Below are 18,768 nucleotides of genomic sequence, written 5' to 3' on the forward strand. Positions count from 1 at the left end.
CTTCTATTAAGCCGTGATCTTAGTGGTTTGAAGCATCTAATTTGTGACAGGTCTTCAACCTGCCTAAGCAACTCAAATTTGAAGAGAAATTTGAAGAGATTGTCTTGCTGTATTTTGCCCGTCAAACTCTCCTCAGCATTTTTTCTCGCGATCGCTCATCTATTGCCTGAATGAGCTACCTCATAGATTAATTCATCTGAGTCTAATACTTTGTGAAAAGTGAACAAGAGGAAGCGCTGTATGCCTTTAAATGTTGAATTGTTAGAGTCCAGTTTTTCGCAGATTAAAGCACAGGAGCTTAAGTTTACGAATCACTTCTACACAAATTTATTTGCCGACTATCCAGAGGTCAAGCCGCTTTTTGCAAACACCCATATGGAAGACCAAGCCAAGAAGCTCTTTCAATCGCTTGTCCTAGTTGTAGAAAGTCTCCGTCATCCTGATCGCTTGGCTCACCCACTTCAGGGTTTAGGCACTCGCCATATCCAATACGGGGTGCTGCCCGAACATTATCCGATGGTGGGCAGCACGTTGTTGAAAGCACTCGCCCTTTGTCTAGGAGAGGCTTGGACTCCTAACGCTGAACAGGCATGGAGCGAAGCATATTCAGTTGTGACAGAACTGATGTTAAGTGGTGCAGCCTATTCCCCTGAAATTCTGTCTCCTGCCCTTCAGAAACGTTAGGAGCTTGGGGATGTGAGATACTGATGGATTTAGTTCGCTCAAATTAAGTGATGAGTTGCGATCGCAGAGACTATTCTCTGTGAAGTTGGAAGCCTAGACCATACTGAAGGTTAGTACAGATCGTTCACGAATAATGCTTCTGTAACCATTCTTCCAAAACTAGACCCATGCTCTTAATCACTTCTGGGTCAGTTGCAGGATTGATCGCTTGACTCCACCGAACTAATTTCAACAGTAATGCTTCCCGCGCTTTCGATAACTTTCGGGACACTGTGTACTGTTGCACCTCAAGCTGTTTCGCAATCTGCTGCTGAGTGAATTGTTGCTGGTAATAAAGCTGTAACAGTTGTTGGACAGACGCATCGAATTCGGCGATCGCAGTTTCCAAGACTTGATTGAGCTGCGATCGCTGATCCTGCCTTTCCCGCTGTTCTTCTTGCTCAATCAACTCAGTTAATAGCGAATCTCTTGAATCTATAACCTCATCTTGTAATTCGCCATCGTCTTGTCCAGGTCTTGGCATATTTAAAGAGGAGACCGTCGGAAAAGACTGCGATCGCACCCGATTTGCACAATCGGTTAGCCAACGCTCCAAAGTGGCTGGACTCACCGCTTCGCCTGTTTCTTTTTTATATTGGGTGACGATCGCATTCCAAACTTCTGCACTGGGAGCCGCACTCTGTCTCATGCCTAGCGTTTTTGCAGGTAGATAACACAGTTCAAAGCATTTCCAAGCTGTGAGATATTGCTCGATCGTTGAAGCATCTAATCCTTGCAGCGCTTCAATTAAGCGTTTGCGGCTCAGCTTCAAGAGCAATCCCCAATGATTGCACAGATCAATCTCTCGACGCTGGCGTAACCAATCTCGAACTACGTTGCCAAATGCGGAACTGGCATAAGTCTTCAGGCTGGCTCGTTCGTCGGGATCGCAGGCTTTGAGAATTTTAGGCACGGCAGCGATCGCAACTTGAAACAAATCGGCAAGCTGAAATTGCTGCGACGAAGTTTTAGGTTGAATCTTTTGCACACTCCAGTAGCACGCTTCTTGCAAATAAGCCGAAATATGCCCTGCTGAAATTTGCTGACGTGGAGAGGCTTCCTCTTTTCTCCAGCAGCGATGCCAATACATTACCCAAAAGCGATCGGCGGTTTCTTCGGGCATTTGAGCCAAATGCTTCTGAATGCTGCGATGCAATCTCGAATCGGTGCTCCAGCTTGTGATTTGATCGGATTCAAATCGCAAAAAGGTTGAGAATAGTTCGGGAATGCTTTGACGGACACGCATATCGCCAACATCCTAGATCATTGCCGTTCTCATCATGACCTGTTGCCCAATTCGAGTCAAATCTTGTTTGTTAACATAAGTTTATAGTTCTACCTCTTATGAATATGCTGCTTAATCCGAATCAACGCGAGAAATTAGATCCCACCGATGACAAATTGTTTTACGACCAGCCTCGATTTGTCACGCATGTTGATACAGGATTTATTCAACAATTGACGGATCTGTATCGCGATCGCTTAAAGCCAAATTCGCGGATTTTCGACATGATGAGTAGCTGGGTGTCGCATTTGCCGGACGATGTGCAGTTTGAGCATATCGAAGGACATGGATTGAATGCCGCAGAACTCGCTCGCAATCCTCGGTTAAATCATTACTTTGTGCAGAATTTGAATTTAGATCCGAAGTTTCCTTTACCGGATCAATCCTTCGATGCGGTTTTGAATACGGTGTCTGTGCAGTATGTTCAATATCCCGAAGCCGTTTTTACTGAGATTCATCGAGTGCTCAAACCGGGTGGAATTGTCATCATTAGCTTCTCGAATCGGATGTTTTATCAAAAAGCGATTGCCGCTTGGCGAGACGGATCAGAACGCGATCGCGTTGAACTCGTCAAAAACTATTTCAAAGCTGTACCTGGATTTTCAGAACCGGAAGTGGTGATCAAACAATCTCAGATTCCGCCTGTGTTCCAGATGCTAGGGATGGGAGGTGGTGATCCGTTTTATGCAGTGATTGCGAGTCGGGTCGAATAAAATGGAGAAAAGTGAGGCTCGTTTCTATGACCACTGAAGAATTAGTCATTGAAAAAATCCGCAGACTCAACCCAGAACAGCAGCAACAAGTCTGGGAGTTTATCAACACGCTTCCCGAACCCAAAGAAGAGCCTGAAATCAGCCCACTGGGTAAGAGACTGCGTGAGCTTCGCGCTGAAATTGTTGCATCGGGTGAACCACTGCTTAGTCGAGAAGACCTTGAGCGAGAACTCGCAGAACGACGCGGAGGCATCAGCAATTGGGACGAATAAGACGAACCTTCCTAGATGCAGGAGTTCTGATTATTGCAGCACGAGGTAACACAGTGGATTCTGCTCTCGCGTTGAATATCTTGAGTGATACGAATTGGGAGTTTGTCTCTAGTCCTTTCATACAGCTAGAAGTTCTCGCGAAAGCGACCTATCACAAAAAACGGCAAGAGCTTGAATTCTATGAAGCCTATTTTGCAACAGTTGCGCATTGGACAGTTAATCTCGAAAAACTGCTTCAGGATGCGAGACAAATCGCTTCTACTTACGGTCTAGCCAGTATCGATGCTTTGCACATTGCAGCAGCACTTTCTTGCAATGTAGATGAGTTCATCACAACGGAGAAACCCACGAAACCCATGTATCGCGTGCCGAATCTGAATTTTGTTTCAATTTAAAGCATTGCGCTTCTGCTCAAATTTACAGAAGCGCAATGCTTTTAAGTACCGATCCATTAACCGCGATCGATTTCTTCCAAAAGCGCGATCGCGGTTTGGCACAACTCCCCATGCACCTGTCCGTTACTTGCTAAAATTCCGCCCCACTGGCTGACATCTTCGCGGTTGTACTGAATTGGAGATTGATCGAAGTAAGTGAACTGTCCGCCCGCTTCGGTCAAAATCAACTCTGGAGCCGCAAAATCCCAATCTTTTGCAGCCGATTTGCCAGAAAGAGACACGTATAAATCTGCTTTTTGCTCAACGATCGCTGCAATCTTACATCCGACACTGCCAATCTGTTTTTGCTGCGTGACTGGAAAGCGATCCATCAATTGATTAAATCTGGCATCTCGATGGCTGCGACTGGCAACAACAGTCAGATCATTGAATTCAGCTTTGTTGGATACTTGTAAGCGTTGTCGATCGCCATTCTGATTTTCTACCCAAGTTCCGCCTCTCAAGGTGGCTGAATAGAGTTTTCCAAAGCCTGGACAAGCCACAACTGCAACCACCGGACGACCTCGATAAGTCAGTGCAATATGCATTGCATACTCACCCGTGCGATTGATAAAGTCCTTTGTTCCATCTAACGGATCAATAATCCAAACCCAATCTCGCCCAATTCGACTTTCGAGGGGTTCAGATTGATACGTCTCTTCGCTTAAATACGCAAACACCTGCGGATCAAAAACTGCTTGCAGCTTTTCTAAAATATATCGATTTGCCGCTAAATCCGCCGAAGTAACAGGACTGTCCCCTGACTTCTCAACTTCAAAGCTCTGAGCCTGGTTTGCGAGAATCTCTGCTGCGCCCCAGCCGACTGAGCGAACAATTGCACAAATGCCTTCAAAGTTTGGTTCCATTGGGTTGAATGCTAGAGGGGTGAAGAGGTGGGGAGGGGGGAGTGAGGAGAGTGGCTATTTCCCCATCTCTCCCTGAAATGCAGCGCTCCAATAGCGCCGACAACTCCAGAGCAATGCTGCTCCAACTGCTAGGTAAATCAATCCTCGGATCTCATAGCTCACACCTGCGATTCGCAAACCTAAGCCAAACAGCATCATTGTTGCAATTAAGGCGATCGTCTTGCCGCCAAACAGTTGAAATACACTCTTGATTGGGTTCGGTTCCTGTAAGGTTTCGGCGCGTTCAATCACTCGGTTTGCTGTGCGATCGAGGACGAACTTTCCTTTGATTAGCCCGACTGACAAGGCAAGGGAGCCAAATCCTAAATGCTGAGCATCCAGAAAACCGAGATATGGCAAATGAAACCAGAACAATAGTCCCATTGCTAGCAATCCGGCTCCCACAACTGTCCAAATCGCACCAGCGATCGAGAGATGCTGTCTGTAGGATAAACCGACACGAGGTTGAGTACTTTCCATGTCCACAGAGTTGTCAACGAGCCTCAATATTATAAGAGTGCGCTGATCGCATCCATTGTCTTGTGCCAAAGAATTCACACGAATAAGATGCTACCTTCGCAGCTTCCGCCAAAGCGGTAACAAAGTCATGCTGCAAAATGAAATGGCAAAAGGCTCCGTGAAAAATGTCTCCGGCTCCTAATGTGTCCTTTACATTGACTTGGGGCACTTTGATTTGCGGATGATTGAACACCTCGATCGCATGTTCACCCTGAGTGATCGCAATGTTCTCAATTCCATAACTATATAAATAGTCAAAAACAGATTGTTCAGTCGGAGCCTGAAAGTTGGCAGAACAGATCGCATAGTCCACATATGGGAAAATTTGCTCAAATCCAGGTTTCCAACTTCCGGCATCGATCACCACCGGAATAGTTCCAGCCATTTTGGCAATCTCTGCCCCAACTGCCATCTGATGACCGTCAATTAATATAATGTCTACTTCATCTAAAATGCTGGACGGAATGCAATCTGGAGAAAGCTGAGTGCGAACTGCATTCAAAGAAATCACCGCTCGATCGCCTGTAGATTGACTCACCACGATCGAAGAAATAGGCGGCGGTTCTGGGCTATCAGGGTTCAAATCCATCACATTGATCGATTTCAAGTCTGCTTTAATCAAATGACAAATTGGATGACACCCGATCGCACTGAATAATGTAGAAGAATTGCCAAGATGCTGAAACGCGATCGCTGCATTTGTCGCTGGACCTCCGGCTGCAATCGTCGTCTCTTGTGCCACAATTTTCTGATTTGGTTGAGGTGGCGCATCTGCAAGATAAATTAGATCTAGCGTCACCAAACCCACAAACAACCCACGATTTGCCATAATTCTCACATGACTGCAACTCTATATATTGTGGGCACACCACTGGGCAACTTAGAAGACATGACCTTCCGAGCGATTAAAACGCTGCAATCAGTCGATTTGATCGCCGCAGAAGACACGCGCCACACTGGAAAACTCTTGCAACATTTCCAAATCAAAACGCCACAAATTAGCTATCACGATCACAATCGCCATTCTCGAACAGCAGAACTCGTCGATCGACTCCAGCAAGGAACCTCGATCGCGCTCGTCACCGATGCTGGAATGCCCGGAATTTCCGATCCAGGTTACGAACTAGTCAAGGCCTGTGCCGAATCCGGCATTCCTATTGTTCCAATTCCGGGCGCAACGGCTGCGATGACGGCTTTGAGTGCATCGGGTCTCAAGAGCGATCGATTTGCGTTTGAGGGCTTTTTACCCACGAAAGAACAAGAGCGCAGAACTCATCTTGAAACCTTAATCATCGATGAGCGATCGCTGATTTTTTACGAAGCTCCTCACCGCATTCAGAAAACCCTGCAAGACATTGCCACTGTTTTAGGCGAGGATCGACAGATTGTTCTCGCGCGCGAACTGACAAAACTGCATGAAGAATTTTGGCGAGGAACCGTCAAAGCTGCGATCGCACATTACACCACGACTGAACCCAAGGGAGAATTTACACTGATTGTTTCTGGTGCAGAACCGAACAATGTGCCCCTGACGGAGGATGTTCTAAAAGCTGAATTACTTGCACTCATGCAACAGGGAATTTCCCGCTCCCAAGCGAGCCGACAGTTAGCCCAACAAACAGACCTCCCCCGGCGACACCTCTATCAACTTGCTTTGCAGATTGAACTGACATGAAGGAATCTGACCTGGATGCTCTACTCGATACAGCCTTCCAGCAATGTGAGTCGCTGGGACATCCTTTAAGTGAGGAGCAAAAATGGATACTCCGCACTACCTTAAAGCAAGCCACGCGCATCAATCCGCTCGACCAATTAACCCCGCAACAGCGGCAAGCTTTCCTACAATTCGCCCAAGAGAATGCGGAGTGGAAAACAGTCATTTTGAACGATTGGCTCGAAAGTCGAGATTCAGGCACCGTTCAATTCATTCGAGATGAGTACGGGATTGAATGGTTAAACTCAATTACCGCCGATGATCTGGCTGCTTATCGAGATTCAGAAGCAGTGTTGAAAATCGGCGATCGCATTGAAGTTTCGAGCGCACTCTGGGAATGGGTACAAGAGAATGACAATGAATGGGTCTCGTGTACTGTAATCGGATTGAATGAGTCAGACAATGCTCAAGAGACAAGCTGTGTGGTTCGATTTGACAATGGGCAAGAATTTGAAATTCAAGGTCTGTATGACTGGAATCGATCGAACTGGCGCTAATCTATTTACGATTGCTGAGCGAAATCAAAACTAATCCCCCTAACACACAGCTCATGCCAATCCATTCCGTCAATTGGGGCTGTTCTCCAAGCTGCAAGGCTGCAAACAACACACCCAGAACAGGGGTTAACAACATGCCTAAGCCTGACATTCCTGCTGATAACTGGGTCAAGACATACAGCCACAACACCATCGGAATGGCTGTACCGGGCAGAATGTTATACAACAATGCACCGATAAAAGCAGGTGTCCATTGAATCGGTTGTTGTGGAAGCAAGAGCGCGATCGCGATCAATGGCAAAGCCCCAAACAAGGTCTGCCAAGCGGTCAACGCTAACAAGTTGACCTGCGCTTTAGCATTAATTTTTTTCGCAACAATCGAGCCAGCTGCCCAACTCAACCCTGCCAACACAGCTAAAATGCCACTGAACACTGAGCCTTGCATCTGAAATGGGTCAAGAATGATCAACAATCCTGAGAAAGCAATGGCGATCGCGATCCATTGTGTTCGGTTCACCCGCTCTCCTAGAAAATATCCAGCCAGCAAGACTGTCCAAAATGGCATGGTATAGACCAGAACCGAGGTCTTTCCGGCTCCGCCGCTCACCAATGCCCAAGATGCCAATCCATACACTCCAGCCGTTTGAAATACGCCCAACCAGAACGTCAATGAGAGTTCTTTGATCTGAAAAGGCTGACGTAGGATCACCATGCCGCCAAACAATGCCAGCCCACCGCAGAGAGTTCGTAATGCTGCGAAAGTGAAAGGCGACGAATATTGAACCGCAATCTTCATCTGCGTCCAGTTATAGCCCCAGAGAATTGCGATCGCGAGGAGTGCCAAAATTGCCAGCTTCGGAAATCGAGCTTGAGTCATGGTGATTGATCAGAATTTCGGATCAACATTAGTCCTAAAAATTAGCTCTGACAATCTATCGAGCGCGTTACAAAGCTTAAAATAGAAGAAAAAGGCTTGAACAATGTCGAATTCAGTCAGCAACTCCTCACAATCAACTTGGCAAATCAAGCTACTCTACGACAGTGAATGTCCGCTATGTATGCGAGAAGTGAATTTCTTGAGAAAGCGAGATGGCGATCGTGGCTTAGTCGAATTTGTAGATATTGCCGATGAGAACTATTCGCCTGAAGCCAATGGTGGCATTGACTACGAAACGGCAATGGGTCGAATTCATGCCATCTTGCCAGATGGAACTGCCATCAAGAATGTTGAAGTCTTTCGCCGAGTGTATGAAGTGTTAGGCATGGGATGGGTCTATGCGATTACGCGCATTCCAGTGTTCGGATGGATTGCAGATCAACTTTACGCGATTTGGGCAGATTGGCGATTGAAGCTGACGGGTAGAGCGGATTTAGCGACACTTACAGCCGAACGGCAAAAGCGTTTGGAGTGCTCAGTTGCAGGGCGCTGCCGGATCGAAGAGAATTAGAACAATGCTGAATAAGCTTATACATGGCGATACCTATCAAGATGCTCTAAACAATGGCATCGAAGCACTAGAATCTCTGGTTGCTGCTTATCAGGCGACTGGAGAACCTCTGCCTGAACCGAATACAGTTTGTGTTGTCCCTTGACTCATGCGTTATTCGATCTCAATTTACCTCAATGATGAAGACGGTTATGTCGCTGAGATTCCAGAACTCAAGGGTTGCCTGGCTCAGGGAGAAACTCTACTCGAAACACTAGAAGAACTTCAAATCGTTGCTCATCTCTGGATTGAAACCGCAGAAAAACACGGACGAAAACTTCCCAATGCTGACCTCGCGATCGCGAAAGTGAAGCTGCTGAGCCAGTAAAGCAATTTTGCGGATGTGAATCGATCGTAAATGCTCAACTCGAATCGAGAAAAATTGCTCTAGGATAGACCTTTGTTCTGAGCACGAGGACTTGAACATTGAGCATCGAAGCACAAGCCTGGGAATTGTTAGAAAAATCAATTTTGACCTATCAAGGTCGAGAAATTGGCACGATCGCCGCAAAAGATCCAGAGGTCGTAGCCTTGAACTACGACCAATGTTTTGTTCGGGATTTCATCTCATCCGCGCTCTTGTTCTTGATGCGAGGCAGAACTGAAATCGTCCGCTACTTTCTCGAAGAAACCCTCAAACTCCAGCCCAAAACCACACAGTTCGATTCCTCAAAGCCCAGTCGGGGATTGATGCCTGCTAGTTTCAAAATCATTGCCTACGAAGGCGGTGAATACCTCAAAGCAGACTTTGGAGATCATGCGATCGGCAGAGTTGCCCCAGCCGATTCTGGACTCTGGTGGATTATCTTGCTGAGAGCTTATACGATCTCGACTCAAGACTTCAGCTTGGCACATCAACCCGACTTTCAAGAAGGCATTCGCTTCATCCTCGAACTGTGCCTCGTGACTCGCTTCGATATGTACCCGATGGTACTGGTTCCCGATGGTGCAAGCATGATCGATCGCCGCATGGGCATGTATGGTCATCCACTCGATATTCAGTCGTTGTTCTATGGAGCCTTGCGAGCGAGCCTAGAACTGCTCGTCGAGAACGATGACAATCAAAAAATGATTCAAGGGATTCACAGCCGCCTCATCCCCCTCAGACGGCAACTGAGAGAGAATTATTGGCTCGATCCAGACCGCTTGAACGTGATTTACCGCTATCGAGTCGAAGAATACGGCGAAGAGGCTCTGAATCAGTTCAATATCTACTCAGATTCAATTCCGTTCTATCGATTGGCAAAATGGCTCCCCGAAGCTGGTGGATACATGGCAGGCAACTTAGGACCGTCTCAGATGGATGTTCGCTTCTTCACTCTGGGGAACTTAATGTCGATCGTGTCTGCGCTTGCCACAGAACGCCAGTCCCACAAGATTCTCAACCTGATCGAACTACGCTGGACGGACTTAGTCGGACAGATGCCCATGAAGCTCTGCTACCCTGCTCTCGAAGATGCTGAATGGCGAATTGTCACGGGAGCCGATCCGAAAAATCGCCCTTGGTCGTACCACAATGGCGGAAGCTGGCCAGTTCTACTTTGGATGCTGACTGCCGCTGCGAAAAAGATGAACCGTGGAGAACTTGCCCACCATGCGATCGCAGTTGCCGAACGTCGTCTGGTTGAAGACCAATTTCCGGAATACTACGATGGGCCAGATGGGCGATTGATTGGCAAAGAAGCGCGGCGATATCAAACTTGGACGATCGCAGGTTATCTACTCGCCAAAGAACTACTCGCGCATCCTGAACACCTACAGTTGATCAGCTTTGATTGGGAACCCAAATAATCACAGTTGCGATCCGCTGAAACACTTGCCGCTGGACTTACAGGCAAATTTCTTCAAGCCAGCGGCAATGTTATCTAGAAGGTGAAAAAGTGGGTGAAATACTTAGAGATCGGGCATTGTACCTGCTGATAGTTCAGTAACATCGCAGACTTTTACCTTGAAATTGCTAATTTAAACATACAAAATTGCAAAATTAGTGTTCTGATTGATCCAAGTAGGACTACAATCAAAAACATTTACTAGTGAGGTTTCAACAATGCCCTACGCTATTCTCGACAAATCAGTTCGGAGCAATCTCGAACAAGAACGCGATCGTTTGAAAAAAGATAGAGCTTCTATCATCGAAGCTGCTGTTGCATCAGCAACCTCTGAGATTGATAAAACGCTGGAATATCTAAACGGTTTGCTCGGCGGTACGATTGAACCCAATGGCACGGCTGTTGTTGCTCCTGCTGCTCCTGCTGCTGCTCCTGCTGCTAAGAAAGGTCGTGGCAAAGCGAAAGCTGCTCCTGCTCCCGCTCCTGCTCCCGCTCCTGCTAAGAAAGCACCTGCCGCGAAAGCTGCGAAGGCACCTGCTGCGAAAGCTGCGAAGGCACCTGCTGCGAAAGCTACGAAAGCACCTGCTGCAAAGGCTCCCAAAGAAGAGAAGCCGAAACGGAATGTTAAACCCTCGGTTCCTTTTGATGCAACCATGAAGCGCGACTTCAAAGGCTTAACTCCTGCTGAAGCTGTGCTGAAAGTGATGACGGATTCCCCCAAAGACACCTTCACCACTGACGAAATGATCCAAATTCTCTACGGATCACTCGAAAGCGAAAAAATGCCTGAAGCACGCAAGCGGGTTGCTTTGATGATGGCGCACGGCATGAGAAAAGGCGCGTATGAGAAGGTTGGAGACAATCCTAGCCGTTTCAAAATCGTTGCTTAGTGGTGTGGGGATTAAATCCAGTACAGGTTTAATCCTTCTCAATCCTTTCCCGGTTGCACTCAGGGAATTTCTCATGACGACAATCCTGCAGGGTGGCTCGGAGCATCCTCCAGTCGTTTACTTTCCTGTGTTGTCTCAGATTTTGCTGGAGCCAGTAAACGCTGAGATTCAATCTGCTCGAACTGCTGTCAGGAATGATGTTTGACCGCTATCTTCCTCTGACTTCAGACATCGTGACGCTATTTGCTTGACGATCGCGGAGCAACGGGGCAGACAAATCTGGCAAAAACAGGTGGTTGACTCGAATGCGAAAAACAATGAAGCGAAGCTGAATGAATCTCAGCTTCGCCAATTTGCTATCAAAGTTATGTCCAGATTTGATGAAGAGTTCAAGCAACATCCAGCCGGGCTACGTTTCAGAAGCCGATCAGGCTTCAACTTTTACGCCTTTCCAGAAGGCAATGTAGCCTGCAATGTTTTTCGCCGCATCTTTAGGGGTTGGGTAATACCAAGCCGCATCTTTATTGGTTTGTCCGTCCACAACAATGCTGTAATAGCTGGCAACGCCTTTCCAAGGGCAGGTGGTGTGCGTACTGCTGTCTTGAAAATACTCTGATTTGAGAGCGTCGGGCGGAAAATAGTGATTTCCTTCGACGATTTCTGTCTGTTCGCTTTCTGCTAAAACGGCTCCATTCCAAACTGCTTTCGGCATCAGTTTTCTCTCAATGCAACCTTCAAAGCCTAACATTTCTACTCACCTTGCGGAATGTAACAGGCGCGATCGCTTAATCGGTAGACTTCAAAGGATTCACACTCTGAACGATTCACTTCCGGTACAGAAGAACTCAAATGAAATGCGACTGCGCCGATCGTTAGGCAGAGTGTGACAATTCCAGAAATTGTAGCAACCATTGAACTGAAGAAATTCAGATGTACGGTTTTACATTAAACAGGAATCACCGAGAGATTACGTAGAAACCCAATCGTGCCTTATCAAGTCTTTAAAGTTTCTTGATGCTTATCCTAGAAAATCTTGAAGCGACTTCGGACAATTTCTCAATCATTCCGTCGAATCTCAGACAAAATGAATTCTGTCTGCTCTCAGTGATTTAACGTAATGACTGAGGCATATCGTTAGAGTCAATCCCGCTTTTTTGAACAGGAGTCCCCTCTATGAGCCTCGCCTATCCCTCTCATCCGCTCTATTCCAACGTACAGTCGCTGCCAGAGGTCTGGTCGATCGCGGCAAAACAGTTTGCCAATGTTCTTGCCGTCCATGATCCGCACAGTAGCCCAGAAGTCAAATTAACGTATGCACAACTCTACGATCAGATGCAGGCGTTTGCAGCAGGGATTCAAGCTTTAGGGGTTCGCGTTGAGGACGGAGACAGTGTACCGCCTCGGATTGCCTTGTTCTCAGATAACTGTCCGAGATGGTTAGTGGCAGACCAGGGCATTATGCGATCGGGTGCTGTGGATGTGGTTCGAGGAGCGCAGGCTGATCCGGTCGAGTTACGCTACATTTTGGAGCATAGTGGCTCGGTCGGAGTCGTGCTACAAGATGCGGAACTCCTGAAGAAATTGCGCGGTATTCTCTCAGAAGTTCCGTTACAGTTTGTGATTTTGCTCTCGGATGAAGCGGTAGCTTCAGAAACTTACAAAGTGATGACCTTTTCGGAAGTGTTAGAACTCGGTCGATCGCATTCTCTTCAGCCTGTTCAACAAGACCGCAGTACGCTGGCTACTTTGATGTATACCTCTGGCACTTCGGGAATGCCGAAAGGGGTCATGCTCAGTCATGGAAATTTAATCTATGAGATCAATGGCGCTTATGCGGTGGCACAACCGGAAGCAGGAGAGCGAGTCTTAAGCATTCTGCCGATTTGGCACTCGTATGAGCGATCCTTTGAGTACTTTATTTTCTCGAATGGGTGTACTCAGATTTATACCAATATTCGCTTTGTGAAAAAGGATTTAAAAGAATTCCAGCCGCACTACATGGTCGGTGTACCGCGCTTGTGGGAGTCGATTTATGAAGGGATTCAGAAACAATTTCGCGATCAGCCTGCTCGGAAGCAAAAATTGGTGAAATTCTTTTTAGAACAGAGTCAGAAGTACATCTTGGCTCAACGTACTGCTAAGAATTTGAACTTGGATAATTTAAATCCGTCTGCGACTGAGAAGTTTACGGCAACTGTGAAAGCAGCGTTGCGATTTCCATTGCATCTGTTAGGCGATCGCTTAGTCTATCAAAAGGTTAGAGCAGGCACAGGTGGTCAAATCAAGTTTGTCGTCAGTGGCGGTGGCTCGATCGCAGATCACCTAGAGGACTTTTTTGAGATTGTCGGCATTAACATTTTAGGAGGGTACGGATTGACCGAAACTTCTCCGATTACTCATGCTCGTCGCCCTTGGCGGAATGTTCGGGGGGCAGATGGTGAACCTTTACCGACGACTGAAACGCGAATTGTTGATCCAGAGACGCGCCAAGATTTAGCGATCGGGCAGAAAGGGTTAATTTTGCTGCGCGGACATCAGATTATGCAAGGGTATTACAAAAATCCCGAAGCAACTGCAAAAGCGATCGACAAAGACGGTTGGTTTGACACGGGCGATTTGGGCATGGTTACACCTCATGATGATCTGATCATTACAGGACGGGCAAAAGATACGATCGTGTTAACTAATGGCGAAAATATTGAGCCGCAACCGATCGAAGATGCTTGCCTGCGGAGTGTTTATATTGATCAGATTATGTTGGTGGGACAGGATCAAAAAGTCCTGGGTGCGTTAGTAGTTCCCAACATGGAAGCTTTGGAACAGTGGGGTAGTACTGACTTAAATAGCTCCTCGGTGCAGGATTTATTCCGGGGAGAATTGGCGCGATTGGTCAAAGATCGTCCTGCCTATCGTCCGGATGATCGCATTGGCTGTTTTAGATTATTGAGTGAGCCATTCTCGATCGAGAACGGATTGCTAACGCAGACGCTGAAAATTCGCCGCAATGTTGTGATGGAGCGCTACCAAGGTATGATTGACGAGATGTTTTTGCCGTAGTGTGAAATCATCAGGGCTAAACTGTTCACAGCCGAGGTTTAGCCCACTTTTACGTTCCCCCTTTCTAACTCACAGTATGGAAATCTCTAAGTCTCATTTGCTCCTTCAGCGCAATGTTAATGTGAAAGCGATCGTCACTCCTCGCTGGAAGGAAGAGGCACAGCAAACGCTGCAAGCACAGTTAAATCAGACGGATACGCAGTTACAGCAGCTTGAAATGCAGATGCAGCAGGTTTTGACGGAAGTTCAACGTCAGACGATCCAGCCTGGAAGTCCAGAGGCTTTGCAGCAGAGCGAAAATATTCGGATGCAGTTCAATCAGCGCAAGAGTGAGCTACTAGAACAAAAGAATCAAAGCTTGCAGCAGCTTCAGCAGATTCAAATGCTGGAATTGAATGAGGAAGTGCAACAGGGTCAGATTGGCAGCGTGTTTCAGATTCAGCCGGGTGACAATTTGATCGAGATGATGAATGTTGAGATTCTCTTGCGCGATGGCGTTGTGGAAGAGATTCGTGGAGTGATTTAAGAGAAGTGGGGAGTGGGGAGTGGGGAGTCATAGCGACTCCGTTCTGATGATCTGAAAATTGCTTTTCCTATTTCCCCACCAACCTGCCCGAATACAATGCTCAGAGTCGAACTCAGTCAACTTGGTGATTCAGAGATTCAAGTCGCGGCAGACGTGCGATGGCATCACCGAAATTGAAGTTTTACAATGGTGGAAAGTCGCCACTGATCAAACTATGACAGCAATCTTTCACCAGAGAACTCAGGCTGATCGGCGTATTACTTATTCCGATCGCACTTGGACACATTTCAAGCTGATGCAGCAGAGCTTGGAAGGTGTCTCTGGCGTGCATTTATCCTACTTCAATGGCGAGATCGAACTGTTTATGCCTGGACGTGATCATGAGTTTTTCTCGCGCATTATTTGTTATTTGATTATGACATTCTGCTTTGATCACGGAATTCATTGTTTTCCGACTGGCTCAATGACACAGGAGAAAGAGGGCGAATGTGCGATCGAGGCAGACGAATCTTATTGCATCGGCGATCGCAAATCCACGCCTGATCTGTCGATTGAAGTCGTTTTTACCAGTGGCAGTGAAACGAAGCTTGCAAAGTATCAAGTGCTAGAAGTCCCTGAAGTTTGGTTCTGGGAAGATGGGGTCTTTGCACTTTATGGATTTATCGATGGGAATTATCAGCGTCTCGTTCAGAGTCGAATTCTACCCGGTTTGGATATTGATCTGCTGACTCGATGCGTGTTGATGGCAGAGACAAATGAGCTTGAAGCGATCGCAACTTTTCGGCAAGGTTTGTAGTCAAGTATCTTTGAACACTTTGCTGATACTGAACTATGAAATCTTGGATCACGATTGCTCTGCTTGCCGGATTGCTTGGAGGCGCTGTGAGTCTGCCTGCGGTCGCTCAGACCTCAACCTTTGAAACAAGAGTCAAAGAAATCGAAGCGCTGAGTCGGGCAAAAAATTTAGCGCGGCAAGCGGCTGAAACCGAAAATGGAGGCTTATCGCAATATCGTGCTGAACTCTCAATGCACGGATTCGCGGCAAAATCGCCGTTTGTGGATCAAGGGGATCACTGGATTTTTACGTTCAAAGGGAATGTTCCAGGTGTGATCGAACCTTCGATCGAGAGTGAAGTTCGAGTCGATAAGGCAGATTTTCAGACCACTGTGCTGTATAACGGCGCAATTCGATCACAACGTTAAGATATTTCCGGTCGATTCTCCAATTGCCTTGGTAAATTGGAGAATAGTACAACCTCTCAACGCGATCGGGCAATTTTCTATGCGTCATCAGAATCAATCAGTGTTTGCCTTTTTATTGGGTAGCTTGCTTGTCTGTTCTGTTCCGGTTGGCGCAGAAAGTGTACAAGCTCAAACCGCTCAGCAAGAAGAATTAAACCAGTTACGCCAAGAGCAACAACTGCGATCGCAAGTTCAATCTGAAATTGATCGGGCATTTAGTCGCTCTAGCTTACTGCTGAATGTTGCGCTGATTACCTTAACGCTGTTCCCGATCGCGATTTTGGCATCGCTGTGGCGGTTCCGGCAGGTGATTATTCGAGAAATTGTCGATCGCGGCATGTACCAGCTTCAGAACTTGTCAGAAGTTGAACATCAATTGCACGAGGTTCAGCAAGAAGCAGAACGTAAAATTCAACAGTCGCGCCAAATTATTCAGCAGCTTGAAACTGAAGTTCAAGAATTGCAAAGAAGAATTTCAGAAGATGCAGAAAGTTTAACCGGATTAACGACTCAGCTTTCTCAGTCTCAATCCGAATTACTGGCAGGGTTAGAAACTCAGGTCAATCTCTCGAAGCGAGAATTAGAGAAACTGTCTTCAGAGTTTGCGGCGCATCTATCCATGCTGCAAACTGATGTAGATGAGCGAAATGCGACTGCTAAAAATACTTTCAGTGACCTGCATCAGCAATTAATGTCACAACTCGATGAAATTGGTACGTTTGCAACTCAGCAGCAGCAGTTGACTCAAGAGCATTTAACGCGATCGCAAGCCCAAATTGCTACACACCTTGAGCAACAACACGCGCAACTCCTCGAACGGTTAGAACAATTCGAGCAAGAGTACATCGCTCGACTGAATGAATCCGAATCACAAACTGCCGAGCAGCGCACTCAGATTTTAGAGAACCTGGGACAACTTAAAACTGAATTTGCAGCCCAACTCTCTGTTCTACATGCAGATACCCAACAGCAACGCGATCAAGTGCGGGAACGGATCGAGCACTTAGAAACTGAATTTGCAGCATCGCTCTCAGCCAAGCAATCTGATGTAGAGCAACATCAGCAATCGGCGAAAGATGCGATCGCGGCAAAACAATCTGATCTCATGTCGCAATTCTCTGAGCTTGAATCGAGTGCAATCCAAGGTCGAACAAATTTCCTCGACAAACTAAGACTGCTCGAATCTGATGCAACCCAACAGAAACAAGCAATTTTCAACAAGTTGCAGAGCTTAGAAATCGAATTTGTTTCACAGTTGTCTGGCTTGCGTGAACAAGCTCAAAATCGCCGTCCTGCAGAACCGACTGCATCGCCTGAATCGAATGATCTGGAGCAAGCAGAAGCCCAATTTAAAGCCGGGCAATTTGAAGCCGCGATCGCACATTACGATCAAGCGCTCAAACACCAATCAAACCATCCTGAAGTTTGGCTGAAACGCGGGTTAGCACTGGCGCGTCTGAAACAATATAAAGAAGCAATTTTCTCTTACGATCGAGCAACGCAGCTTGACCCCGATTACTCAGAAGCATGGTGCGATCGCGGAGTTGCCTTAGGGAAACTGCAACGGCATGAAGAAGCGTTTCGCTCGTTTGATCAAGCGGTTAAAGTTCGCGCAAACAATGAAATTGCCTGGTTAAATCGGGGCTTGGCGTTGCAGATGTTAGGACGCTACTCGGAGGCTCTAGCATCCTTTGATGCGGCATTGAAGCTGAACACAGAAGCTTACAAAGTTTGGAATTATCGCGGTTATTTGCTGATTCAGCTAGAGCGCGATCGCGAAGCGTTAGATTGTTTTGATAACGCGATCGATATTCAACCGAAGTATTCTCCAGCGTACTACAACAAAGCAATTTGTTACGCACTGCAAGGACATACCCAAGCCGCGATCGAGAATTTAGAAGAAGCAATTCGATTGAATCCTCGATATCGAGATGATGCGAAAAACGATCCAGAATTTGAGCAGATTATGAGCGATCGTCGATTTCGGGAACTGGTTGAACATTAGACTCCCTGGATGAATCATTGCGCCTTGGCGAATTCGATTCGGAGGGCATTCGTGCAGGAGGAGGTCTATTAATTTAGAGGAAGCGAAGTAGCAACATCGCGAAAATCAACTCCTGAGATAGAGCCAGAATTTTCTTGATCGTGACAAGCTAGTTGTAAACTCTACAGTTACTCCTAAGTGTTATGAACCAAGCAAAATTATGGATCGGGGTGATCGGCGTATTAGTTCTGTACTGGGTTTTAGCCAATATGTTTGTCTAGGCTGTACAGGATTCCGAAAACATGGGATAAACAGCATTGCAGTTTAGAACACAATCCTGATGAGTCTTCAAGTTTACGGAATCCCGACCTGTGGAACCTGCAAAAAAGCGATTTCCTGGCTCGATGCTCAGAACATTGCCTACGAATTCATCAACACTAAAGAACATCCTCCCACCAAAACCACCATCCAAAAATGGGTCGCCGAACTGGGAGCAAAACCGATGCGAAATACGTCAGGGCAATCTTACCGCGCCTTAGGTGACGAAAAGCAAACTTGGACAGATGCCGAATGGATTGAAGCCTTTGCCCAAGATGCAATGTTGCTGAAGCGCCCTTTATTTGTCAAAGACCAAACTGCGATCGCAGTTGGCTTCAAAGTAGATCAAATTCAGCAAGCCCTGAGCGAATAA

General features: G+C 46.8%; 26 protein-coding genes. 18 read left to right on the forward strand and 8 right to left on the reverse strand.

Translation table 11 applies throughout. The annotated features are described in order from the left end of the window. Positions 1–240: 240 nt before the first annotated feature. Positions 241–684, forward strand: a complete 444-nt coding sequence (locus OU814_RS04680) for a globin family protein (protein WP_268180939.1) — start codon at positions 241–243, stop codon at positions 682–684. Positions 685–808: 124 nt separating this feature from the next. Here OU814_RS04680 and OU814_RS04685 read toward each other — a convergent pair whose 3' ends face one another. Then, positions 809–1,969 carry a sigma-70 family RNA polymerase sigma factor gene (locus OU814_RS04685; RefSeq protein ID WP_268180941.1) on the reverse strand — a complete coding sequence of 387 codons (1,161 nt, stop codon included), beginning with the start codon at positions 1,967–1,969 and terminating at the stop codon, positions 809–811. A 98-nt stretch (positions 1,970–2,067) separates the two neighbouring features. Here OU814_RS04685 and OU814_RS04690 point away from each other — a divergent pair, with 98 nt between their 5' ends. The 3 genes from OU814_RS04690 to OU814_RS04700 are packed head-to-tail and all read left to right on the forward strand — an operon-like array spanning position 2,068 to position 3,388. Continuing rightward, positions 2,068–2,721: a class I SAM-dependent methyltransferase gene (locus tag OU814_RS04690; protein WP_326498278.1), complete on the forward strand. Its 654-nt coding sequence runs from the start codon at positions 2,068–2,070 to the stop codon at positions 2,719–2,721. A gap of 26 nt (positions 2,722–2,747) precedes the next feature. After that, positions 2,748–2,993: a hypothetical protein gene (locus OU814_RS04695; RefSeq protein ID WP_268180943.1), complete on the forward strand. Its 246-nt coding sequence runs from the start codon at positions 2,748–2,750 to the stop codon at positions 2,991–2,993. Next, positions 2,981–3,388: a type II toxin-antitoxin system VapC family toxin gene (locus tag OU814_RS04700; protein ID WP_268180945.1), complete on the forward strand. Its 408-nt coding sequence runs from the start codon at positions 2,981–2,983 to the stop codon at positions 3,386–3,388. Before OU814_RS04695 ends, OU814_RS04700 begins: the two co-directional genes overlap by 13 nt. Positions 3,389–3,444: 56 nt before the next feature. Here the strand turns inward: OU814_RS04700 and OU814_RS04705 are convergent, their stop codons facing one another. The 3 genes from OU814_RS04705 to OU814_RS04715 are packed head-to-tail and all read right to left on the reverse strand — an operon-like array spanning position 3,445 to position 5,680. Then, positions 3,445–4,293, reverse strand: a complete 849-nt coding sequence (locus OU814_RS04705) for a 3'(2'),5'-bisphosphate nucleotidase CysQ family protein (protein WP_268180947.1) — start codon at positions 4,291–4,293, stop codon at positions 3,445–3,447. A 54-nt stretch (positions 4,294–4,347) separates the two neighbouring features. After that, a complete protein-coding gene (locus tag OU814_RS04710; protein WP_268180949.1) occupies positions 4,348–4,812 on the reverse strand; it encodes a hypothetical protein in 465 nt (154 codons plus the stop codon). Between the two features lie 13 nt (positions 4,813–4,825). Then, positions 4,826–5,680, reverse strand: coding sequence for a sugar kinase (locus OU814_RS04715; RefSeq protein WP_268180951.1), 855 nt, complete (start codon positions 5,678–5,680; stop codon positions 4,826–4,828). Between the two features lie 9 nt (positions 5,681–5,689). On the opposite strand from OU814_RS04715, the gene rsmI reads away from it, so the two are divergent. Next, positions 5,690–6,526, forward strand: a complete 837-nt coding sequence (gene rsmI, locus OU814_RS04720) for a 16S rRNA (cytidine(1402)-2'-O)-methyltransferase (RefSeq protein WP_268180953.1) — start codon at positions 5,690–5,692, stop codon at positions 6,524–6,526. Next, entirely contained in the window at positions 6,523–7,062 is a 540-nt protein-coding gene (locus OU814_RS04725; RefSeq protein WP_017290261.1) for a hypothetical protein, read from the forward strand. Before rsmI ends, OU814_RS04725 begins: the two co-directional genes overlap by 4 nt. A gap of 1 nt (position 7,063) precedes the next feature. Here the strand turns inward: OU814_RS04725 and OU814_RS04730 are convergent, their stop codons facing one another. Further along, entirely contained in the window at positions 7,064–7,939 is an 876-nt protein-coding gene (locus tag OU814_RS04730; RefSeq protein ID WP_017290260.1) for a DMT family transporter, read from the reverse strand. Between the two features lie 103 nt (positions 7,940–8,042). Here OU814_RS04730 and OU814_RS04735 point away from each other — a divergent pair, with 103 nt between their 5' ends. The 6 genes from OU814_RS04735 to OU814_RS04760 all read left to right on the forward strand — a co-directional run bounded on the left by OU814_RS04735 (position 8,043) and on the right by OU814_RS04760 (position 11,473). Beyond that, positions 8,043–8,510: a thiol-disulfide oxidoreductase DCC family protein gene (locus OU814_RS04735; protein WP_268180957.1), complete on the forward strand. Its 468-nt coding sequence runs from the start codon at positions 8,043–8,045 to the stop codon at positions 8,508–8,510. A 4-nt stretch (positions 8,511–8,514) separates the two neighbouring features. Beyond that, complete coding sequence (locus OU814_RS04740) at positions 8,515–8,655, forward strand: type II toxin-antitoxin system HicB family antitoxin (protein WP_268180959.1); 141 nt, start codon at positions 8,515–8,517, stop codon at positions 8,653–8,655. A 3-nt stretch (positions 8,656–8,658) separates the two neighbouring features. Beyond that, positions 8,659–8,877, forward strand: a complete 219-nt coding sequence (locus OU814_RS04745) for a type II toxin-antitoxin system HicB family antitoxin (RefSeq protein ID WP_268180961.1) — start codon at positions 8,659–8,661, stop codon at positions 8,875–8,877. Positions 8,878–8,975: 98 nt separating this feature from the next. Further along, positions 8,976–10,340: a glycoside hydrolase 100 family protein gene (locus tag OU814_RS04750; RefSeq protein ID WP_017290256.1), complete on the forward strand. Its 1,365-nt coding sequence runs from the start codon at positions 8,976–8,978 to the stop codon at positions 10,338–10,340. A 256-nt stretch (positions 10,341–10,596) separates the two neighbouring features. Beyond that, complete coding sequence (locus OU814_RS04755) at positions 10,597–11,268, forward strand: hypothetical protein (protein ID WP_268180964.1); 672 nt, start codon at positions 10,597–10,599, stop codon at positions 11,266–11,268. Between the two features lie 73 nt (positions 11,269–11,341). After that, positions 11,342–11,473, forward strand: coding sequence for a hypothetical protein (locus OU814_RS04760; protein WP_017290254.1), 132 nt, complete (start codon positions 11,342–11,344; stop codon positions 11,471–11,473). 3 nt (positions 11,474–11,476) lie between these two features. Here the strand turns inward: OU814_RS04760 and OU814_RS04765 are convergent, their stop codons facing one another. Genes OU814_RS04765 through OU814_RS04775 form a run of 3 tightly spaced genes read right to left on the reverse strand, consistent with a single transcriptional unit; the run spans position 11,477 to position 12,180 of the window. Next, positions 11,477–11,668, reverse strand: a complete 192-nt coding sequence (locus OU814_RS04765; RefSeq protein WP_268180967.1) for a hypothetical protein — start codon at positions 11,666–11,668, stop codon at positions 11,477–11,479. A gap of 27 nt (positions 11,669–11,695) precedes the next feature. Then, the gene (locus OU814_RS04770) at positions 11,696–11,980 is read right to left on the reverse strand and encodes a DUF427 domain-containing protein (protein ID WP_026148895.1); all 285 of its coding nucleotides are present in this window, start codon (positions 11,978–11,980) and stop codon (positions 11,696–11,698) included. 38 nt (positions 11,981–12,018) lie between these two features. After that, positions 12,019–12,180, reverse strand: coding sequence for a hypothetical protein (locus OU814_RS04775; RefSeq protein WP_268180969.1), 162 nt, complete (start codon positions 12,178–12,180; stop codon positions 12,019–12,021). Between the two features lie 261 nt (positions 12,181–12,441). Between OU814_RS04775 and OU814_RS04780 the strand changes: the two genes are divergently transcribed. The 6 genes from OU814_RS04780 to OU814_RS04805 all read left to right on the forward strand — a co-directional run bounded on the left by OU814_RS04780 (position 12,442) and on the right by OU814_RS04805 (position 18,768). Continuing rightward, entirely contained in the window at positions 12,442–14,325 is a 1,884-nt protein-coding gene (locus tag OU814_RS04780) for an AMP-dependent synthetase/ligase (RefSeq protein ID WP_268180971.1), read from the forward strand. 76 nt (positions 14,326–14,401) lie between these two features. After that, positions 14,402–14,851, forward strand: a complete 450-nt coding sequence (locus OU814_RS04785) for a YlqD family protein (RefSeq protein ID WP_026148894.1) — start codon at positions 14,402–14,404, stop codon at positions 14,849–14,851. Positions 14,852–14,975: 124 nt separating this feature from the next. After that, entirely contained in the window at positions 14,976–15,647 is a 672-nt protein-coding gene (locus OU814_RS04790; RefSeq protein WP_326498279.1) for a Uma2 family endonuclease, read from the forward strand. A gap of 35 nt (positions 15,648–15,682) precedes the next feature. After that, positions 15,683–16,054, forward strand: coding sequence for a hypothetical protein (locus OU814_RS04795; RefSeq protein WP_017290249.1), 372 nt, complete (start codon positions 15,683–15,685; stop codon positions 16,052–16,054). 79 nt (positions 16,055–16,133) lie between these two features. Further along, positions 16,134–18,098, forward strand: a complete 1,965-nt coding sequence (locus tag OU814_RS04800; RefSeq protein WP_268180974.1) for a tetratricopeptide repeat protein — start codon at positions 16,134–16,136, stop codon at positions 18,096–18,098. Positions 18,099–18,417: 319 nt separating this feature from the next. Further along, positions 18,418–18,768: a Spx/MgsR family RNA polymerase-binding regulatory protein gene (locus tag OU814_RS04805; protein WP_017290247.1), complete on the forward strand. Its 351-nt coding sequence runs from the start codon at positions 18,418–18,420 to the stop codon at positions 18,766–18,768.

This window comes from Leptolyngbya sp. GGD (genome assembly GCF_026735145.1).
GTDB classification, from domain to species: domain Bacteria; phylum Cyanobacteriota; class Cyanobacteriia; order Leptolyngbyales; family Leptolyngbyaceae; genus Leptolyngbya; species Leptolyngbya boryana.